This is a genomic window from Micromonospora sp. NBRC 110037 (assembly GCF_001652995.1).
Classification (GTDB): domain Bacteria; phylum Actinomycetota; class Actinomycetes; order Mycobacteriales; family Micromonosporaceae; genus Micromonospora; species Micromonospora chalcea.
On sequence record NZ_BBVA01000008.1, the window covers coordinates 356,364 to 367,964 of the forward strand.

Genomic DNA, 11,601 nt, shown 5'->3' on the forward strand with positions numbered 1-11,601 from the left:
TACCTTTGCTCGCATGACTGAGCGCTCCGGCCAGCCCGGCGACACCACCGGGGACCCGGTGCCGACCACTCCGGTCTGCTACCGGCACCCCGGCCGGGAGACGTACATCCGCTGCTCTCGATGCGACCGGCCGATCTGCACCGAGTGCATGCGGGACGCCTCCGTCGGCCACCAGTGCCCGGAGTGTGTCGCCGAGGGACGCCGCAGCGTGCGGCCGGCGCGTACCGCCTTCGGTGGCGGTGCCGCCGGCCGCCAGGGCAACGTCACGAAGGCGCTGATCGCGCTGAACGTGCTGATGATGCTGGTCTCCATCGCCTCGGCCCGCAGCGGCAACGCGGTGGCCGGCGGTGGCCTGGGCGGCCTGATGGGCAGCGGGACACCGCTCACCGAATGGGGTTCGGTGCTCGGGCTGGCGCGCTTCCCCGACGGGCACATCGGCGGGGTGGCCGACGGCGAGTGGTACCGGCTGGTCACCGCCATGTTCCTGCACTACGGCGTGCTGCACCTGCTGCTGAACATGTGGGCGCTCTGGGTGCTCGGCCGGACGCTGGAGGCGGTGCTCGGGCCGCTGCGCTTCCTGGCGCTCTACCTGCTCGCCGGGCTGGGCGGCAACGTCGCGGCGTACGTCTTCACCGAGCCGAACCGCTTCACGGCCGGTGCCTCGACCGCCGTCTTCGGCCTGTTCGCCGCGATCTTCGTGATCATGCGGCGGCTGGGCCGGGACACCTCGGCGATCGTCCCGATCCTGGTGATCAACCTGATCTTCACGTTCACCGTGCCGAGCATCTCGGTGGCCGGGCACCTCGGCGGTCTGGCAGCCGGCGCGGTGGTGTCGCTGATCCTGGCGTACGCCCCCCGGTCACGCCGGACCGCATTCCAGGTGGCGGGCTGCGCGATCGTGCTGGTCGCGATGATCGGCCTGACCCTGGTCCGTACCGCCGCCCTGCTCGGCTGAGCCTCAGCCCGCGGCGGGGCGGGCCTCGTCCAGCGCCGCCGCCACCTCGTCCAGCGGCGCGTCCAGGTCGCGGTGGCCGAACAGGTGCAGCGACTCCCCGGCGTCGATCTCCAGCGTCTCGGCGGTGATTCCGCGCCGGGCGCGCCGCTCCAGGCGGATCGCCTCGACCGAGTCCCACGGCAGCCGGCGTCGCCCGGCGAACCCCCGCAGCACCGTCAGCCCGTCCCTGTCGACGGCGAGGCGGACCGGCGCGACCACGTCGCGCAGCGCCCAGAGGAGCAGGCCGGCCGCGGCCAGCCCGGCCAGCCCCGGGCGGACCGGGTCACCGCCGGCGAAGAGCAGCCCCAGGGCCAGCAGCGCGAGCGCGCCGAGCGCCTTGAGCACCGGCGCCTCCCGGGGCACCCGCCACTGCCGGACCGGTGGCGACTGTGGATCCATCCGACCAGCATGCCAGCCGTGCCGTCCGCACGCCGGGGGAGGACGGCCGGTCCGGTCAGCACGTACTATCGGGGCAAGCGAGGTTACCCGGGAGTAGACATGAGTGACGCGGTCATCGTCGGCGCGGTACGGACCCCGGTCGGGCGGCGCAAGGGCAGCCTCGCCGGAGTGCACCCGGTCGACCTCTCGGCGCACGTGCTGCGTGCGCTCGCCGAGCGCACCGGCATCGACCCCGGTCTGGTCGACGACGTGATCTGGGGCTGTGTGTCGCAGGTCGGCGAGCAGTCCTGGAACGTGGCCCGCAACGCGGTGCTGGCCGCCGGCTGGCCGGAGTCCGTCCCGGGCACCACGCTCGACCGCCAGTGCGGGTCGAGCCAGCAGGCGCTGCACTTCGCCGCCGCCACTGTGCTCTCCGGCCAGGCCGACCTGGTGGTGGCCGGTGGCGTCGAGTCGATGACCCGGGTGCCGATGGGGTCCAGCGTCGCCGGCGGGATGCCGTTCAGCGCGGCGATCCTGGAGCGCTACCGGGGTGTCGAGGGCGTCGCGGCGGATTCTCCGCTGCCGTTCAACCAGGGCGTCGGGGCCGAGCTGATCGCCCAGCGTTGGCGCTTCTCGCGTACCCAGCTGGACGAGTTCGCGCTGGCCAGCCACGAGAAGGCGGCAGCCGCGCAGGACGCCGGCGCGTTCGAGGCCGAGCTGGCGCCGGTGGCGCTCGCCGACGGCGGCAAGTTCTCCGCCGACGAGGGCATCCGCCGCGACACCTCGCTGGCCAAGCTGGGCGAGCTGGCCACCCCGTTCCGCGCCGACGGCGTGGTCACCGCCGGTTCCGCGTCGCAGATCTCCGACGGCGCCGCCGCGCTCGCGGTCACCACCGCCGAGTGGGCCAGCCGGCACGGCCTGCGCCCGCTGGCCCGGGTGCACACCGCAGTGGTCGCCGCCGACGACCCGGTCACCATGCTCACCGCGCCCATCCCGGCCACCGCGAAGGCGCTGCGCCGCGCGGGGCTGGGCATCGAGGAGATCGGCGTGTACGAGGTGAACGAGGCGTTCGCCCCGGTGCCGCTGGCCTGGCTGGCCGAGACCGAGGCGGACCCGGAGCGGCTCAACCCCCGGGGCGGGGCGATCGCGCTCGGTCACCCGCTCGGCGGGTCCGGCGCGCGGATCATGACCACGATGCTCCAGCACATGCGGGACAACGGCATCCGCTACGGCCTGCAGACCATGTGCGAGGGCGGCGGGATGGCCAACGCCACCATCGTCGAGCTGCTCTGATCCGACCGGCCGCCGGTGTCGCACCGCAGGTGCGACTTGCACGTGTGGAAGTTCCAGAAATCGGGCGTGACCCATATCACCCCTGGTCATCGCGTCGTTGGACCGGGCATGGACGTGTTCTCGCGAACGTTCCTTCCGGCCGCCGCCGAGACCGGCCTGGCGACCCAGACCGTCACCCGGCACATGCCGGTGTTCCGCCGGTGCGTCGGCTCCGGCGACGCCACCATCCTGGTCACCCGGTGCAGCCGCCCGGACGACCCGGTCGGCGGCGACTACCTGATGCTGCTCACCCACCGCCGCCTGGTGGTCACCCGGCAGACCCGGGTGCTGCACCGGCTGCGCCTGCACCTCAACACGGAGCTGCGCGAGCTGAGCAACGTGACGTGGAGCCCCGACCCCCGTGCGCACAGTGTGGAGCTGGCAGCGACCGCCATCGACGGGGCGCGGGAGCGTTTCGTCATCCGTACCCACCACCCGAAGCAGGTGTGGCAGCTCGACACGCTGCTCAACCACGCCTTCCGTACCCGGCTGCGGGCTCCGGCCGAGCGGGTCGTCGCCACGATCGGCGAGCCGCCGGCGAGCGCCCGGCCCACAGTGCTCCGGCCGGCGCCGGCCCGCTGACGCCTTCCTTACCGGATCCGAACATTTCCTGACCGGCCGGGCGGTCGACCGTCGGTCATCATGGGCCGGTGACCACCGCCGCCCCGCCCGGGCTCGTCCTCGTGGTGGAGGACGAGCCCGCCATCGCCGACCTGGTCCGGCTCTACCTGACCCGGGACGGGTTCGGCGTACACCTGGAACGTGACGGCGAGGCCGGGCTGGCCGCCGCGCGGCGGCTGCGCCCGGTGGCCTGCGTGCTCGACATCGCGCTGCCCGGCCTGGCCGGCACCGAGATCTGCCGTCGGCTGCGCGCGGCCGGCGACTGGACGCCGGTCATCTTCCTCACCGCCCGCGACGACGAGGTGGACCGCGTCGTCGGGCTGGAACTGGGCGCCGACGACTACGTCACCAAGCCGTTCAGCCCGCGCGAGCTGCTCGCCCGGCTGCGGGCGGTGCTGCGCCGCACGTCCGGCGTGTCCGCCGAGCAGCCCCGCACGCTCGGCGCCGTCACGCTCGACCCGGCCCGCCGCACGGTGACCGCCGCCGGTACGCCGGTGCAGCTCACCTCCACCGAGTTCGACCTGCTCGCGCACCTGATGGCCCGTCCGGGCCGGGTGTTCACCAGGGAGGAACTGCTGGCCGGCGTGTGGGGGTACGCGGCGCACGCCGGCACCCGGACCGTCGACGTGCACGTGGCGCAGGTCCGGGCCAAACTCGGCCCGGACAGCGTGATCCGCACCCACCGGGGCGTCGGGTACGCCGCCGATGCCTGAGCAGCCGCCCGGACCGATGCCGCGCCGCCCCGGGCGGACGCTCACCGCCCGCGCGGTAGTGGCCACCTGCGCGGTGGCGCTCGTGTCGGTGCTCGTCACCGCGCTGGTGGCGGTGCCCCTGGCGGTACGCGGCGCGGAGCGCCGGGACCAGGAGGCGCTGGCCGCCCAGGCCCGGCTCGCCGCCGACGTGCTCCGGGTGCGGGCGGTACGCCAGCGCGACGGCGCCGGGGACCGGCTCATCCGCCAACTGGGTCAGCAGCGGATCGAGGTGTACCTGATCCGGGACGGGCAGGCCGACCGGCCGGGCCTGCCCCGACCGCTCGTGACACGGGTGGCCGGCGGCGACAACGTCTCCGGCCGGCGGCTCGTCGACGGGGAACGCCGGCTGGTCGAGGCGCGGGCGCTGCCCGGCGGGGACGGGGTGGTGCTGACCCGCGCCCGCAGCGCCGCGCCCTGGCGGCAGGTGCTGCGCGGCCTCTGGCTGCCGCTGCTCGCCGGACTCGCCGCCGGGGCGGCCGCCGGACTGCTGCTCGCCCGCCGGCTGGCCCGGCCGATCCGTACCGCCGCCACCGCCGCCGCGCGGCTCCGGGCCGGGGACCGGACGGTCCGGGTGCCGGTCGAGCCGCCCGACGAGGTGGCCGACCTGGCGTACGCGCTCAACGGCCTCGCCGCCGCGCTGGCCACGAGCGAGGGTCGGCAGCGCGAGTTCCTGCTCTCCGTCTCGCACGAGTTGCGGACCCCGCTGACCGCGATCCGTGGCTACGCCGAGGCGCTGGCCGACGGGGTGATCGAGGCCGACGGGGTGCCGGAGACCGGCCGGACCGTGCTCGCCGAGGCCGAACACCTGGACCGGCTGGTCCGCGACCTGCTGGCGCTGGCCCGGTTGGAGGCGGTCGACTTCCCGCTGGAACCGGTGCCGGTCGACCTGACCCGGCTCGCCGCCGACGCGGAGCGCGCCTGGTCCGGCCGGTGCGCGGCGCTCGGGGTGCCGTTCCGGCTGGAGACGCCGGACGCGCCGGTGCCGGCGTACACCGATCCGGGCCGGATCCGGCAGGTGGTGGACGGGCTGCTGGAGAACGCGCTGCGGGTCGTACCGCCGGGGGCGCCGGTGGTGCTCGCGGTCCGGGCCGCCGGTCCGGCGGGCGGTGGGACGCTGGAGGTCCGGGACGGCGGACCCGGCCTCACCGACGACGACCTGGACGTGGCGTTCGAGCGGGGCGCGCTGCACCAGCGGTACCGGGGGGTGCGCAAGGTGGGCAGCGGTCTGGGCCTGGCGCTGGCCGCCGGGCTGGTCCGCCGGCTCGGCGGCGACATCACCGCCGGGCACGCCCCGGAGGGCGGGGCCGCCTTCACCGTCGTGGTGCCCCCGGATCCTTACCGGGCTCGAACATCGGCTTGACCGTTCCCTCGTGTCGGTGCGGAACGCTCGGGGTCGTCACCGCGAGGAAAGGACCACAGATGGCACGTCAGCGAATCGCCACCGGCGCCACCGCGCTGCTCGCCGCCGCCGCGCTCGGACTCGCCGGGTGCGGCGCGAGCCGGCCCGGCGCGGAACCCGACCGGGCGGTCGAGGTGAGCGCCGCCATGGGCGTGGAGGGCCAGGCGCTCGCCGCGCTCGGCCTCGACGCCGGTGACCTGGACGTCGAACCGGTAGCCGCACCGGCGTCCACCGGTACGCCGCAGGCCGGGCCGGACGGCAAGGGCGAGCGGGCGGAGGGGAACAAGCGCCACCGGGCCCGGGTGCTGCTGCGGCGCAACACGCTGCACGGCGAGGCGGTGGTGCGGACCAGGGACGGCGGCACCAGGACGGTGGCGGTCCAGCGCGGCGAGGTGACCGCGATCGACGAACGGTCGATGACCGTGAAATCCACCGACGGTTTCACAGCGACCTGGACGTTCGGCGACAAACTGCGGGTGGTCGAGCGCCGGACCGCGATCCGATCGAACGACATCAAGATCGGCACGACTGTCGCGGTGGCCGGAGCGAAGGACGGCGGCGGGAACGTGGCCCGGCTCGTGGTGGTTCCGATTCGCCAGGAATAGGTGCCTGGGCTGTCGTGACGGAAGCAATGTGCCAGGCTACGCTATGCCCCGACCCGACATCGCCTCCGTGGAGAATCCGTGAAGCTCTCGATCCTCATGCCGGTCTACAACGAGGAAGAACGTATCGCGGATGCCCTCAAGCAGGCATTGGCGGTCGACTACCCGTGCGAGATCGAGCTTGTCGTCGTGGACGACGGCAGCCGGGACGGCACCGGCGAGATTCTGGGCCGGGTCGACGACGCGCGCCTCCGGGTGATCACCCACCAGCGCAACGCCGGCAAGGGCGCGGCCATCAAGACCGCCGTCGACAGCGCCGAGGGCGAGTACATGGTCATCCTCGACGCCGACCTCGAGTACGACCCGCAGGACATCCCGCGTCTGCTGGAGCCGGTGCTCGACGGTCGGGCGACAGTCGTCTACGGCAATCGGACCTTCGGCAGCCACAGCTCGTACAGCTTCTGGTACGTGATGGGCAACAAGGGCGTCACGCTCGCCGCGAACGTGCTCTACAACTCCTACATCGGCGACCTGGAGACCTGCTTCAAGCTGATGCCGCTGGAGCTGTACCGCTCGCTGCAGGTCCGCTCCCGGGGCTTCGGCATGGAGGCGGAGGTCACCGGCAAGCTGCTCCGCCAGCGCATTCGCCCCTACGAGGTGCCGATCAGCTACCGCGCGCGGGGCCGCGAGGAGGGCAAGAAGATCACCTGGAAGGACGGCGTCGAGGCGATCTGGATCCTGGCCCGCGAGCGCGCCCGCCGCCGCCCGGCCACTCCCGCCGCCGCGCACTGAGCCCGCGCCGCAACCCCGCGATCCCGGCACGAGCCGAGGCCGCGGGGTTGCGTCGTGTCCGGGGCGCTCAGCCGAGGAACGCGTCCACCGAGCGGCGCAGCCCCGCGGCGTCCAGGCCGTGCCAGCGTTCGTGGTCCTCGGCGCTGCCGTAGCGGCGCAGGTCCTCGCGGCCCACCCCCAGCGACAGCAGCCGGTGCGGCCGGTCGGCCAGCGCCTCCGACACCACCCGCGCCGAGGTGCCCGCCAGGTACGGCTCGACCACCATCACCTCGGTTCCGGCCAGCGCCCGCAGCCCGGCCGTGTCGAACGGGCGCGGCCGGTGGGTGTAGGCCACGGTCACCGCCCGGTCGGCGGTCGCGGCCAGCGCCGCGTCCAGCACCGGCCCGACCGCCACCAGCAGCGCCGCGCCCGGCCCGGCGTCGCGCACCACCCGCAGGTCACCCGCCTCCGGGTACGCCCGCGCGTTGGCCCGGATCGACAACCGCAGGTACGCCGAGTCCTGCCCGCACACGACGTCGCGCAGCAGCGGCCGGACCTCGTCCGGGTGCCCCGGCACGTGCACGGTCCAGCCGTGGAGCGTGTCGATCAGCGCCACGTCGGCCGGACCGAGGTGGGTGCGTCCCGCCTCCGCCCGGTCGTACGAGCCGCCGATGCCGACGAGCACCGCGCCGACGCCCTGGTGGTCGAGGTCCAGCTTGATCTGCTCGTACGCCCGCTCGACCAGGAACGGGGCGTAGCTGTGCACGATCGGCCGCTGCCCGGTCAGCGCCAGCCCACCGGCGACCCCGACCATCAACTGCTCCCGGATGCCCACGTTGATCACCCGGTCCGGGTACCGGGCGGCGGCCGGCTCGAACGCGGCGGCGGAGATGTCGGCGAGCACGACTGTCGTACGCGGATCGGCGAGCACCTCCTCGGTGCTGGTGACGAACGCGTCCCGCATGGTGCTGCTCATGCTCACTCTCCGTCCGTGACGACCGCGACGACGACGTGCGGCCGGTGATCGTCGTGCCCGGTGAGGGCGGCGTGCAGGGCGTCGTGGTCGCGCCCGTCGACGGTGGCGGCGCTCCACCCGTTCACCGCGAACCGGCTCGCCGCACCACCCGGCCAGCCGTACGTGGCCGAGCGGTTGTCCAGCACGATCGCGGTCAGGTTGCCCAGCCCGGTCGCGCCCGCGTACGCGATCGCCTCGTGGTTGGAGCCCTCGTCCAGTTCGGCGTCGCCGAGCAGCACGTACACCCGGGGTTCGGTGCGGCCCTGGGCCCGCAGCCCGAGCGCGGTGCCCACGCCCAGCCCGAGGCCGTGGCCGAGCGAACCGGAACCGATCTCTACGCCCGGCACGAGCGTGCGGTCCGGGTGGTCGCCGAGGCGGCTCGCCGGGCCGCCCTGGTCGTCCAGCCACTCGGGCGGTACGAAGCCGCGGGCGGCGAGCAGCGCGTAGTAGCCGGCGACCGCGTGCCCCTTGGAGAGCAGGAAGCGGTCCCGGTCCGGGTCGTCCACGGTGGCCGGGGTGATCCGGAGCACCCGGTCGTAGAGCACCTGGAGCACGTCCAGCGTCGAGTACACGTTGGCGCCGAACTCGCGGCCGGCGCGCACCCGGTCCAGCAGCGCGCCCAGCTCGGTGGCGGTGGTCGTCGTCATACCGATAGCCTCGGACTTGAAGCGAACTTCAACTCAAGGCCGTGTGATGCACGAAGCAACACTGACCATCGGACAGCTCGCCGACCGCAGTGGCGTCGCCCCCTCGGCGCTGCGCTACTACGAGCGGCTCGGCCTGATCCACGCCGCCCGCACCGGCGGGAACCAGCGCCGCTACGCCCGCACCGAGCTGCGCCGGGTCGCGTTCATCCGGATCTCCCAGCAGGTAGGTGTCTCGCTGGAGGAGATCCGCGCGGCGCTCGACTCGCTGCCGTCGGGGCGTACCCCCACGCCCGACGACTGGGCCGCGCTGTCCCGCGCCTGGCGGGACCGGCTGGACGAGCGGATCCGGCTGCTCGGCAAGCTCCGCGACGACCTGGACGGCTGCATCGGCTGCGGCTGCCTGTCGTTGCAGCGCTGCACGCTCTACAACCCCGGCGACTCGCTCGCCGACGAGGGCCCCGGCCCGCGCCTCATGCTCCCGCGCCCCGGCCAGGGCTGACCGTCACCGGACCAGCAGCACCTTGCCCAGGTGGTCGTTGGTCTCGACCAGGCGGTGCGCGGCGGCGGCGTCGGCCATGTCCACCCGGGCGTGCACCACCGGCCGGACCCGGCCCGCCTCCACCAGCGGCCACACCTGATCGCGTACGCCCCGGACGATCGCCGCCTTCTGCTCGTCCGGACGGGACCGCAGCGCTGTCGCGTGCACCGCCGCCCGCTTCGCCAGCAGCATCCCCAGGTCGAGTTCGCCCTTGCGGCCGCCCTGCATGCCGATCACCACGAGCCGCCCGCCGGTCGCCAGCGCCGCCACGTTCCGGGGCAGGTAGGACGCGCCCATGATGTCCAGGATCACGTCCGCGCCCCGGCCGTCGGTCACCCGGCGTACCTCGTCCACGAAGTCCTGCTCCCGGTAGTCGATCGTGTGCGCGGCGCCCAGCTCCCGCAGCCGGTCGTGCTTCGCCGAGCGGGCGGTCACCACCACTGTCGCGCCGAGCGCCACGCCGAGCTGGATCGCGAACGTGCCGATCCCGCTGCCGCCGCCGTGCACCAGCAGCGTGTCACCCTCGGCCAGCCGGGCCAGGTCCACCACGTTCGACCAGACCGTGCAGGCCACCTCCGGCAGCGCCGCCGCGTCGACCAGCTCCACCCCGGCCGGCACCGGCAGCAACTGCCCGGCCGGCACCGCGACCTGCTCGGCGTAGCCGCCGCCGGCGAGCAGCGCGCAGACCTCCTGACCCACCGACCAGCCGGTCACGCCGGGACCGAGCGCCCGCACCGTCCCCGAACACTCCAGACCGGGGTACGCGGACGCGCCCGGCGGCGGCGGGTAGTGCCCCTGCCGCTGCAACAGGTCGGCCCGGTTCACCGCGCTGGCCCGCACCTCCACGACCACCTCGCCGGGGCCGGGCTCCGGGTCCGGCACGTGGGTCCAGACGAGCGCCTCGGGTCCGCCGGGTTCCGTGATCGTGATCGCGCGCATGACTCAGTCTTACCCGATCTGCCCGTCGGTCCACGCGCGGGCGAGGATCTCGGCCACCGTCTCGTCCGGCGTCTGGTCGGACGTGTCCAGCCAGAGCCCGATCCGGGGCGTGTCGGCCCGGAACCCGGCGTCCAGGTCCGCCACCGGCCAGTCCCCGTACCCGGTCTTGGGCCGGTCCCGCTCGCGGGCCGCGACCACCTCGGCGCGGGGCGCGAGCACCACCACGGCGAGCGGCCGGTGCCGGATCCGGCCGACCATGGCCGGCAGGTCCGCGCCGAGGACCACATCCTGGAGTACGACGGTGAAGCCCGCCGCTGCGTACCGGTCGGCGGTCGAGGCGGCCAGGTCGTAGCGCAGCCGGAGCTGCCGCAGCGCCTCGTCGCTCGGCTCGGCGGTCATGTCGGCCCGCCCGTTGACGATCACGCGGCGGAACACGTCGCCGCGCAGGTGCACCGAGCGGGGCAGCCGCCGGGCCAGCCCTTCGGCCACTGTGGACTTGCCTGCGGCCATGATTCCGCTGATCAGCACCACTGCCGGACTCTCCCACACGCACACATTCTCGCAACGGAGGTGGGACGGCGGCTTGCCCGGTACGGGGTTCGTGGCAGACTGGGTCCCGGTCGCGCACCCCCCGGGGGCGTGCCGGGAGGGTTCGCCTAGTGGCCGATGGCGCTGGTCTTGAAAACCGGTAAGGCAGCGATGTCTTCGTGGGTTCGAATCCCACACCCTCCGCCAACTCCCACCCCGCCTCGCCTCGGTCTGCCGCGCGTGCGGACACATGGGCGTGTCGCCCCGGAAGTAACCATCGCCTCTGCGGCTTATGACTCTCGGTCATAAATATGGGTCTTGTGACGGATGTGTGGGTCGGGTGTTCATGGGCGGGGTAGTTCGGGTCGGTGGCCGCCGAGGCTGAGCATGGCCATGGCAATGAGGGCTTCGGATGAGTGGAAGCCGAAGGCCATGCGGGTGATGAGGCGGATCTTGGCGTTGACGGACTCGATGCGGCCGTTGGACAGGCCATGGGTGATGGCGGCGATGATCTGGTCGCGGTGACGGGTGACGCGTCGTTGTAGGTCGATGAAGATGTCGATGCGGCTGCGGCGGGCCCACCCGATCCATCGGTCGAGGGCCTCGACTGCGGCTGTCGGGCTGGTCTTGGCCAGGGTGAACACCAGTCGGAGGCCTTCTTTCAACGCCCAGGCCCGGTGCAGGCGGGGGTGGGTCTTGGCGATCCAGGCGAGTTTGGCCTGCTGGGCGTCGGTGAGGTTCTCCGGGTTCTTCCATAACGCCCAGCGGGTGTTCTTCAACTGGCGGGCCGTGCCGACGGCGACGCCGCGACGGCCGGCGCCACGGCCGGTGGCCTCGTTCCAGGCTTGGCGGCGAACCCTGTCCACGGCGTCGGTGGCCCAGGCCACGACGTGGAATGCATCGGCGCAGCGCACGGCGTTCGGGCAGCGCCGTCGGATAACGGTGGTGATCCAGTCCGCGCCGTCGGCGGACACGTGCGTGATCTTCGCGGCCCGCTCATCGCCGAGCAGGTCGAAGAACGCGTTGAGGGTCGCCGCGCTCTTGCCGGGCGAGGCCCAGACCAGCCAGCCGGTGTCATGATCGAC

The 11,601-nt window shown here is 73.7% G+C and carries 14 protein-coding genes and 1 tRNA gene; 9 read left to right on the forward strand and 6 right to left on the reverse strand.

The window, feature by feature from the left end; translation table 11 throughout:
• Positions 1-13 precede the first annotated feature (13 nt).
• Positions 14-955, forward strand: coding sequence for a rhomboid family intramembrane serine protease (locus A4R25_RS23855; RefSeq protein WP_064448112.1), 942 nt, complete (start codon positions 14-16; stop codon positions 953-955).
• A gap of 3 nt (positions 956-958) precedes the next feature.
• Here the strand turns inward: A4R25_RS23855 and A4R25_RS23860 are convergent, their stop codons facing one another.
• On the reverse strand, positions 959-1,393 hold the full coding sequence (locus A4R25_RS23860; RefSeq protein ID WP_064448113.1) for a PH domain-containing protein: 435 nt from the start codon (positions 1,391-1,393) through the stop codon (positions 959-961).
• A 99-nt stretch (positions 1,394-1,492) separates the two neighbouring features.
• Between A4R25_RS23860 and A4R25_RS23865 the strand changes: the two genes are divergently transcribed.
• The 6 genes from A4R25_RS23865 (at position 1,493) to A4R25_RS23890 (ending at position 6,870) form a co-directional block, all read left to right on the forward strand.
• Positions 1,493-2,665, forward strand: a complete 1,173-nt coding sequence (locus A4R25_RS23865; protein WP_043327774.1) for an acetyl-CoA C-acyltransferase — start codon at positions 1,493-1,495, stop codon at positions 2,663-2,665.
• A 108-nt stretch (positions 2,666-2,773) separates the two neighbouring features.
• The gene (locus tag A4R25_RS23870) at positions 2,774-3,286 is read left to right on the forward strand and encodes a hypothetical protein (RefSeq protein ID WP_064448114.1); all 513 of its coding nucleotides are present in this window, start codon (positions 2,774-2,776) and stop codon (positions 3,284-3,286) included.
• A 68-nt stretch (positions 3,287-3,354) separates the two neighbouring features.
• Positions 3,355-4,038, forward strand: a complete 684-nt coding sequence (locus A4R25_RS23875; protein ID WP_064448115.1) for a response regulator transcription factor — start codon at positions 3,355-3,357, stop codon at positions 4,036-4,038.
• Positions 4,031-5,437: a sensor histidine kinase KdpD gene (locus A4R25_RS23880; protein WP_064448116.1), complete on the forward strand. Its 1,407-nt coding sequence runs from the start codon at positions 4,031-4,033 to the stop codon at positions 5,435-5,437. The genes A4R25_RS23875 and A4R25_RS23880 overlap by 8 nt, the downstream gene beginning before the upstream one ends.
• Positions 5,438-5,496: 59 nt before the next feature.
• On the forward strand, positions 5,497-6,081 hold the full coding sequence (locus tag A4R25_RS23885; RefSeq protein WP_064448117.1) for a hypothetical protein: 585 nt from the start codon (positions 5,497-5,499) through the stop codon (positions 6,079-6,081).
• 78 nt (positions 6,082-6,159) lie between these two features.
• On the forward strand, positions 6,160-6,870 hold the full coding sequence (locus A4R25_RS23890; protein WP_043327778.1) for a glycosyltransferase family 2 protein: 711 nt from the start codon (positions 6,160-6,162) through the stop codon (positions 6,868-6,870).
• A gap of 67 nt (positions 6,871-6,937) precedes the next feature.
• Here the strand turns inward: A4R25_RS23890 and A4R25_RS23895 are convergent, their stop codons facing one another.
• Together A4R25_RS23895 and A4R25_RS23900 are read right to left on the reverse strand one after the other, a co-directional pair.
• On the reverse strand, positions 6,938-7,813 hold the full coding sequence (locus A4R25_RS23895) for a transketolase family protein (RefSeq protein WP_064448141.1): 876 nt from the start codon (positions 7,811-7,813) through the stop codon (positions 6,938-6,940).
• Positions 7,814-7,827: 14 nt separating this feature from the next.
• Positions 7,828-8,511 (reverse strand): transketolase, encoded by a 684-nt coding sequence (locus A4R25_RS23900; RefSeq protein ID WP_064448118.1) that lies wholly within the window; start codon positions 8,509-8,511, stop codon positions 7,828-7,830.
• A 46-nt stretch (positions 8,512-8,557) separates the two neighbouring features.
• Between A4R25_RS23900 and soxR the strand changes: the two genes are divergently transcribed.
• Positions 8,558-9,010 carry a redox-sensitive transcriptional activator SoxR gene (gene soxR, locus A4R25_RS23905; RefSeq protein WP_030499370.1) on the forward strand — a complete coding sequence of 151 codons (453 nt, stop codon included), beginning with the start codon at positions 8,558-8,560 and terminating at the stop codon, positions 9,008-9,010.
• A gap of 3 nt (positions 9,011-9,013) precedes the next feature.
• On the opposite strand, the gene A4R25_RS23910 is transcribed toward soxR, so the two are convergent.
• Both A4R25_RS23910 and A4R25_RS23915 read right to left on the reverse strand, forming a co-directional pair.
• A complete protein-coding gene (locus A4R25_RS23910) occupies positions 9,014-9,988 on the reverse strand; it encodes an NAD(P)H-quinone oxidoreductase (RefSeq protein ID WP_043327780.1) in 975 nt (324 codons plus the stop codon).
• A gap of 9 nt (positions 9,989-9,997) precedes the next feature.
• The gene (locus A4R25_RS23915; RefSeq protein ID WP_043327781.1) at positions 9,998-10,537 is read right to left on the reverse strand and encodes an AAA family ATPase; all 540 of its coding nucleotides are present in this window, start codon (positions 10,535-10,537) and stop codon (positions 9,998-10,000) included.
• A gap of 96 nt (positions 10,538-10,633) precedes the next feature.
• Here A4R25_RS23915 and A4R25_RS23920 point away from each other — a divergent pair.
• A tRNA-Ser gene (locus A4R25_RS23920) sits at positions 10,634-10,723 on the forward strand.
• A 137-nt stretch (positions 10,724-10,860) separates the two neighbouring features.
• Here A4R25_RS23920 and A4R25_RS23925 read toward each other — a convergent pair.
• Positions 10,861-11,601 (reverse strand): transposase (locus A4R25_RS23925; RefSeq protein WP_082931115.1); only part of this gene is annotated, 741 nt, incomplete at its 5' end.

What these genes read in the sequence shown, in the direction of transcription:
- A4R25_RS23855 (WP_064448112.1), top strand. Translation starts at nt 14, where the DNA reads ATGACTGAGCGCTCCGGCCAGCCCGGCGACACCACCGGGGACCCGGTG.
- A4R25_RS23910 (WP_043327780.1), bottom strand. Translation starts at nt 9,988, where the DNA reads ATGCGCGCGATCACGATCACGGAACCCGGCGGACCCGAGGCGCTCGTC.
- A4R25_RS23880 (WP_064448116.1), top strand. Translation starts at nt 4,031, where the DNA reads ATGCCTGAGCAGCCGCCCGGACCGATGCCGCGCCGCCCCGGGCGGACG.
- A4R25_RS23895 (WP_064448141.1), bottom strand. Translation starts at nt 7,813, where the DNA reads ATGCGGGACGCGTTCGTCACCAGCACCGAGGAGGTGCTCGCCGATCCG.
- A4R25_RS23900 (WP_064448118.1), bottom strand. Translation starts at nt 8,511, where the DNA reads ATGACGACGACCACCGCCACCGAGCTGGGCGCGCTGCTGGACCGGGTG.
- A4R25_RS23870 (WP_064448114.1), top strand. Translation starts at nt 2,774, where the DNA reads ATGGACGTGTTCTCGCGAACGTTCCTTCCGGCCGCCGCCGAGACCGGC.
- A4R25_RS23860 (WP_064448113.1), bottom strand. Translation starts at nt 1,393, where the DNA reads ATGGATCCACAGTCGCCACCGGTCCGGCAGTGGCGGGTGCCCCGGGAG.
- A4R25_RS23885 (WP_064448117.1), top strand. Translation starts at nt 5,497, where the DNA reads ATGGCACGTCAGCGAATCGCCACCGGCGCCACCGCGCTGCTCGCCGCC.
- A4R25_RS23865 (WP_043327774.1), top strand. Translation starts at nt 1,493, where the DNA reads ATGAGTGACGCGGTCATCGTCGGCGCGGTACGGACCCCGGTCGGGCGG.
- soxR (WP_030499370.1), top strand. Translation starts at nt 8,558, where the DNA reads ATGCACGAAGCAACACTGACCATCGGACAGCTCGCCGACCGCAGTGGC.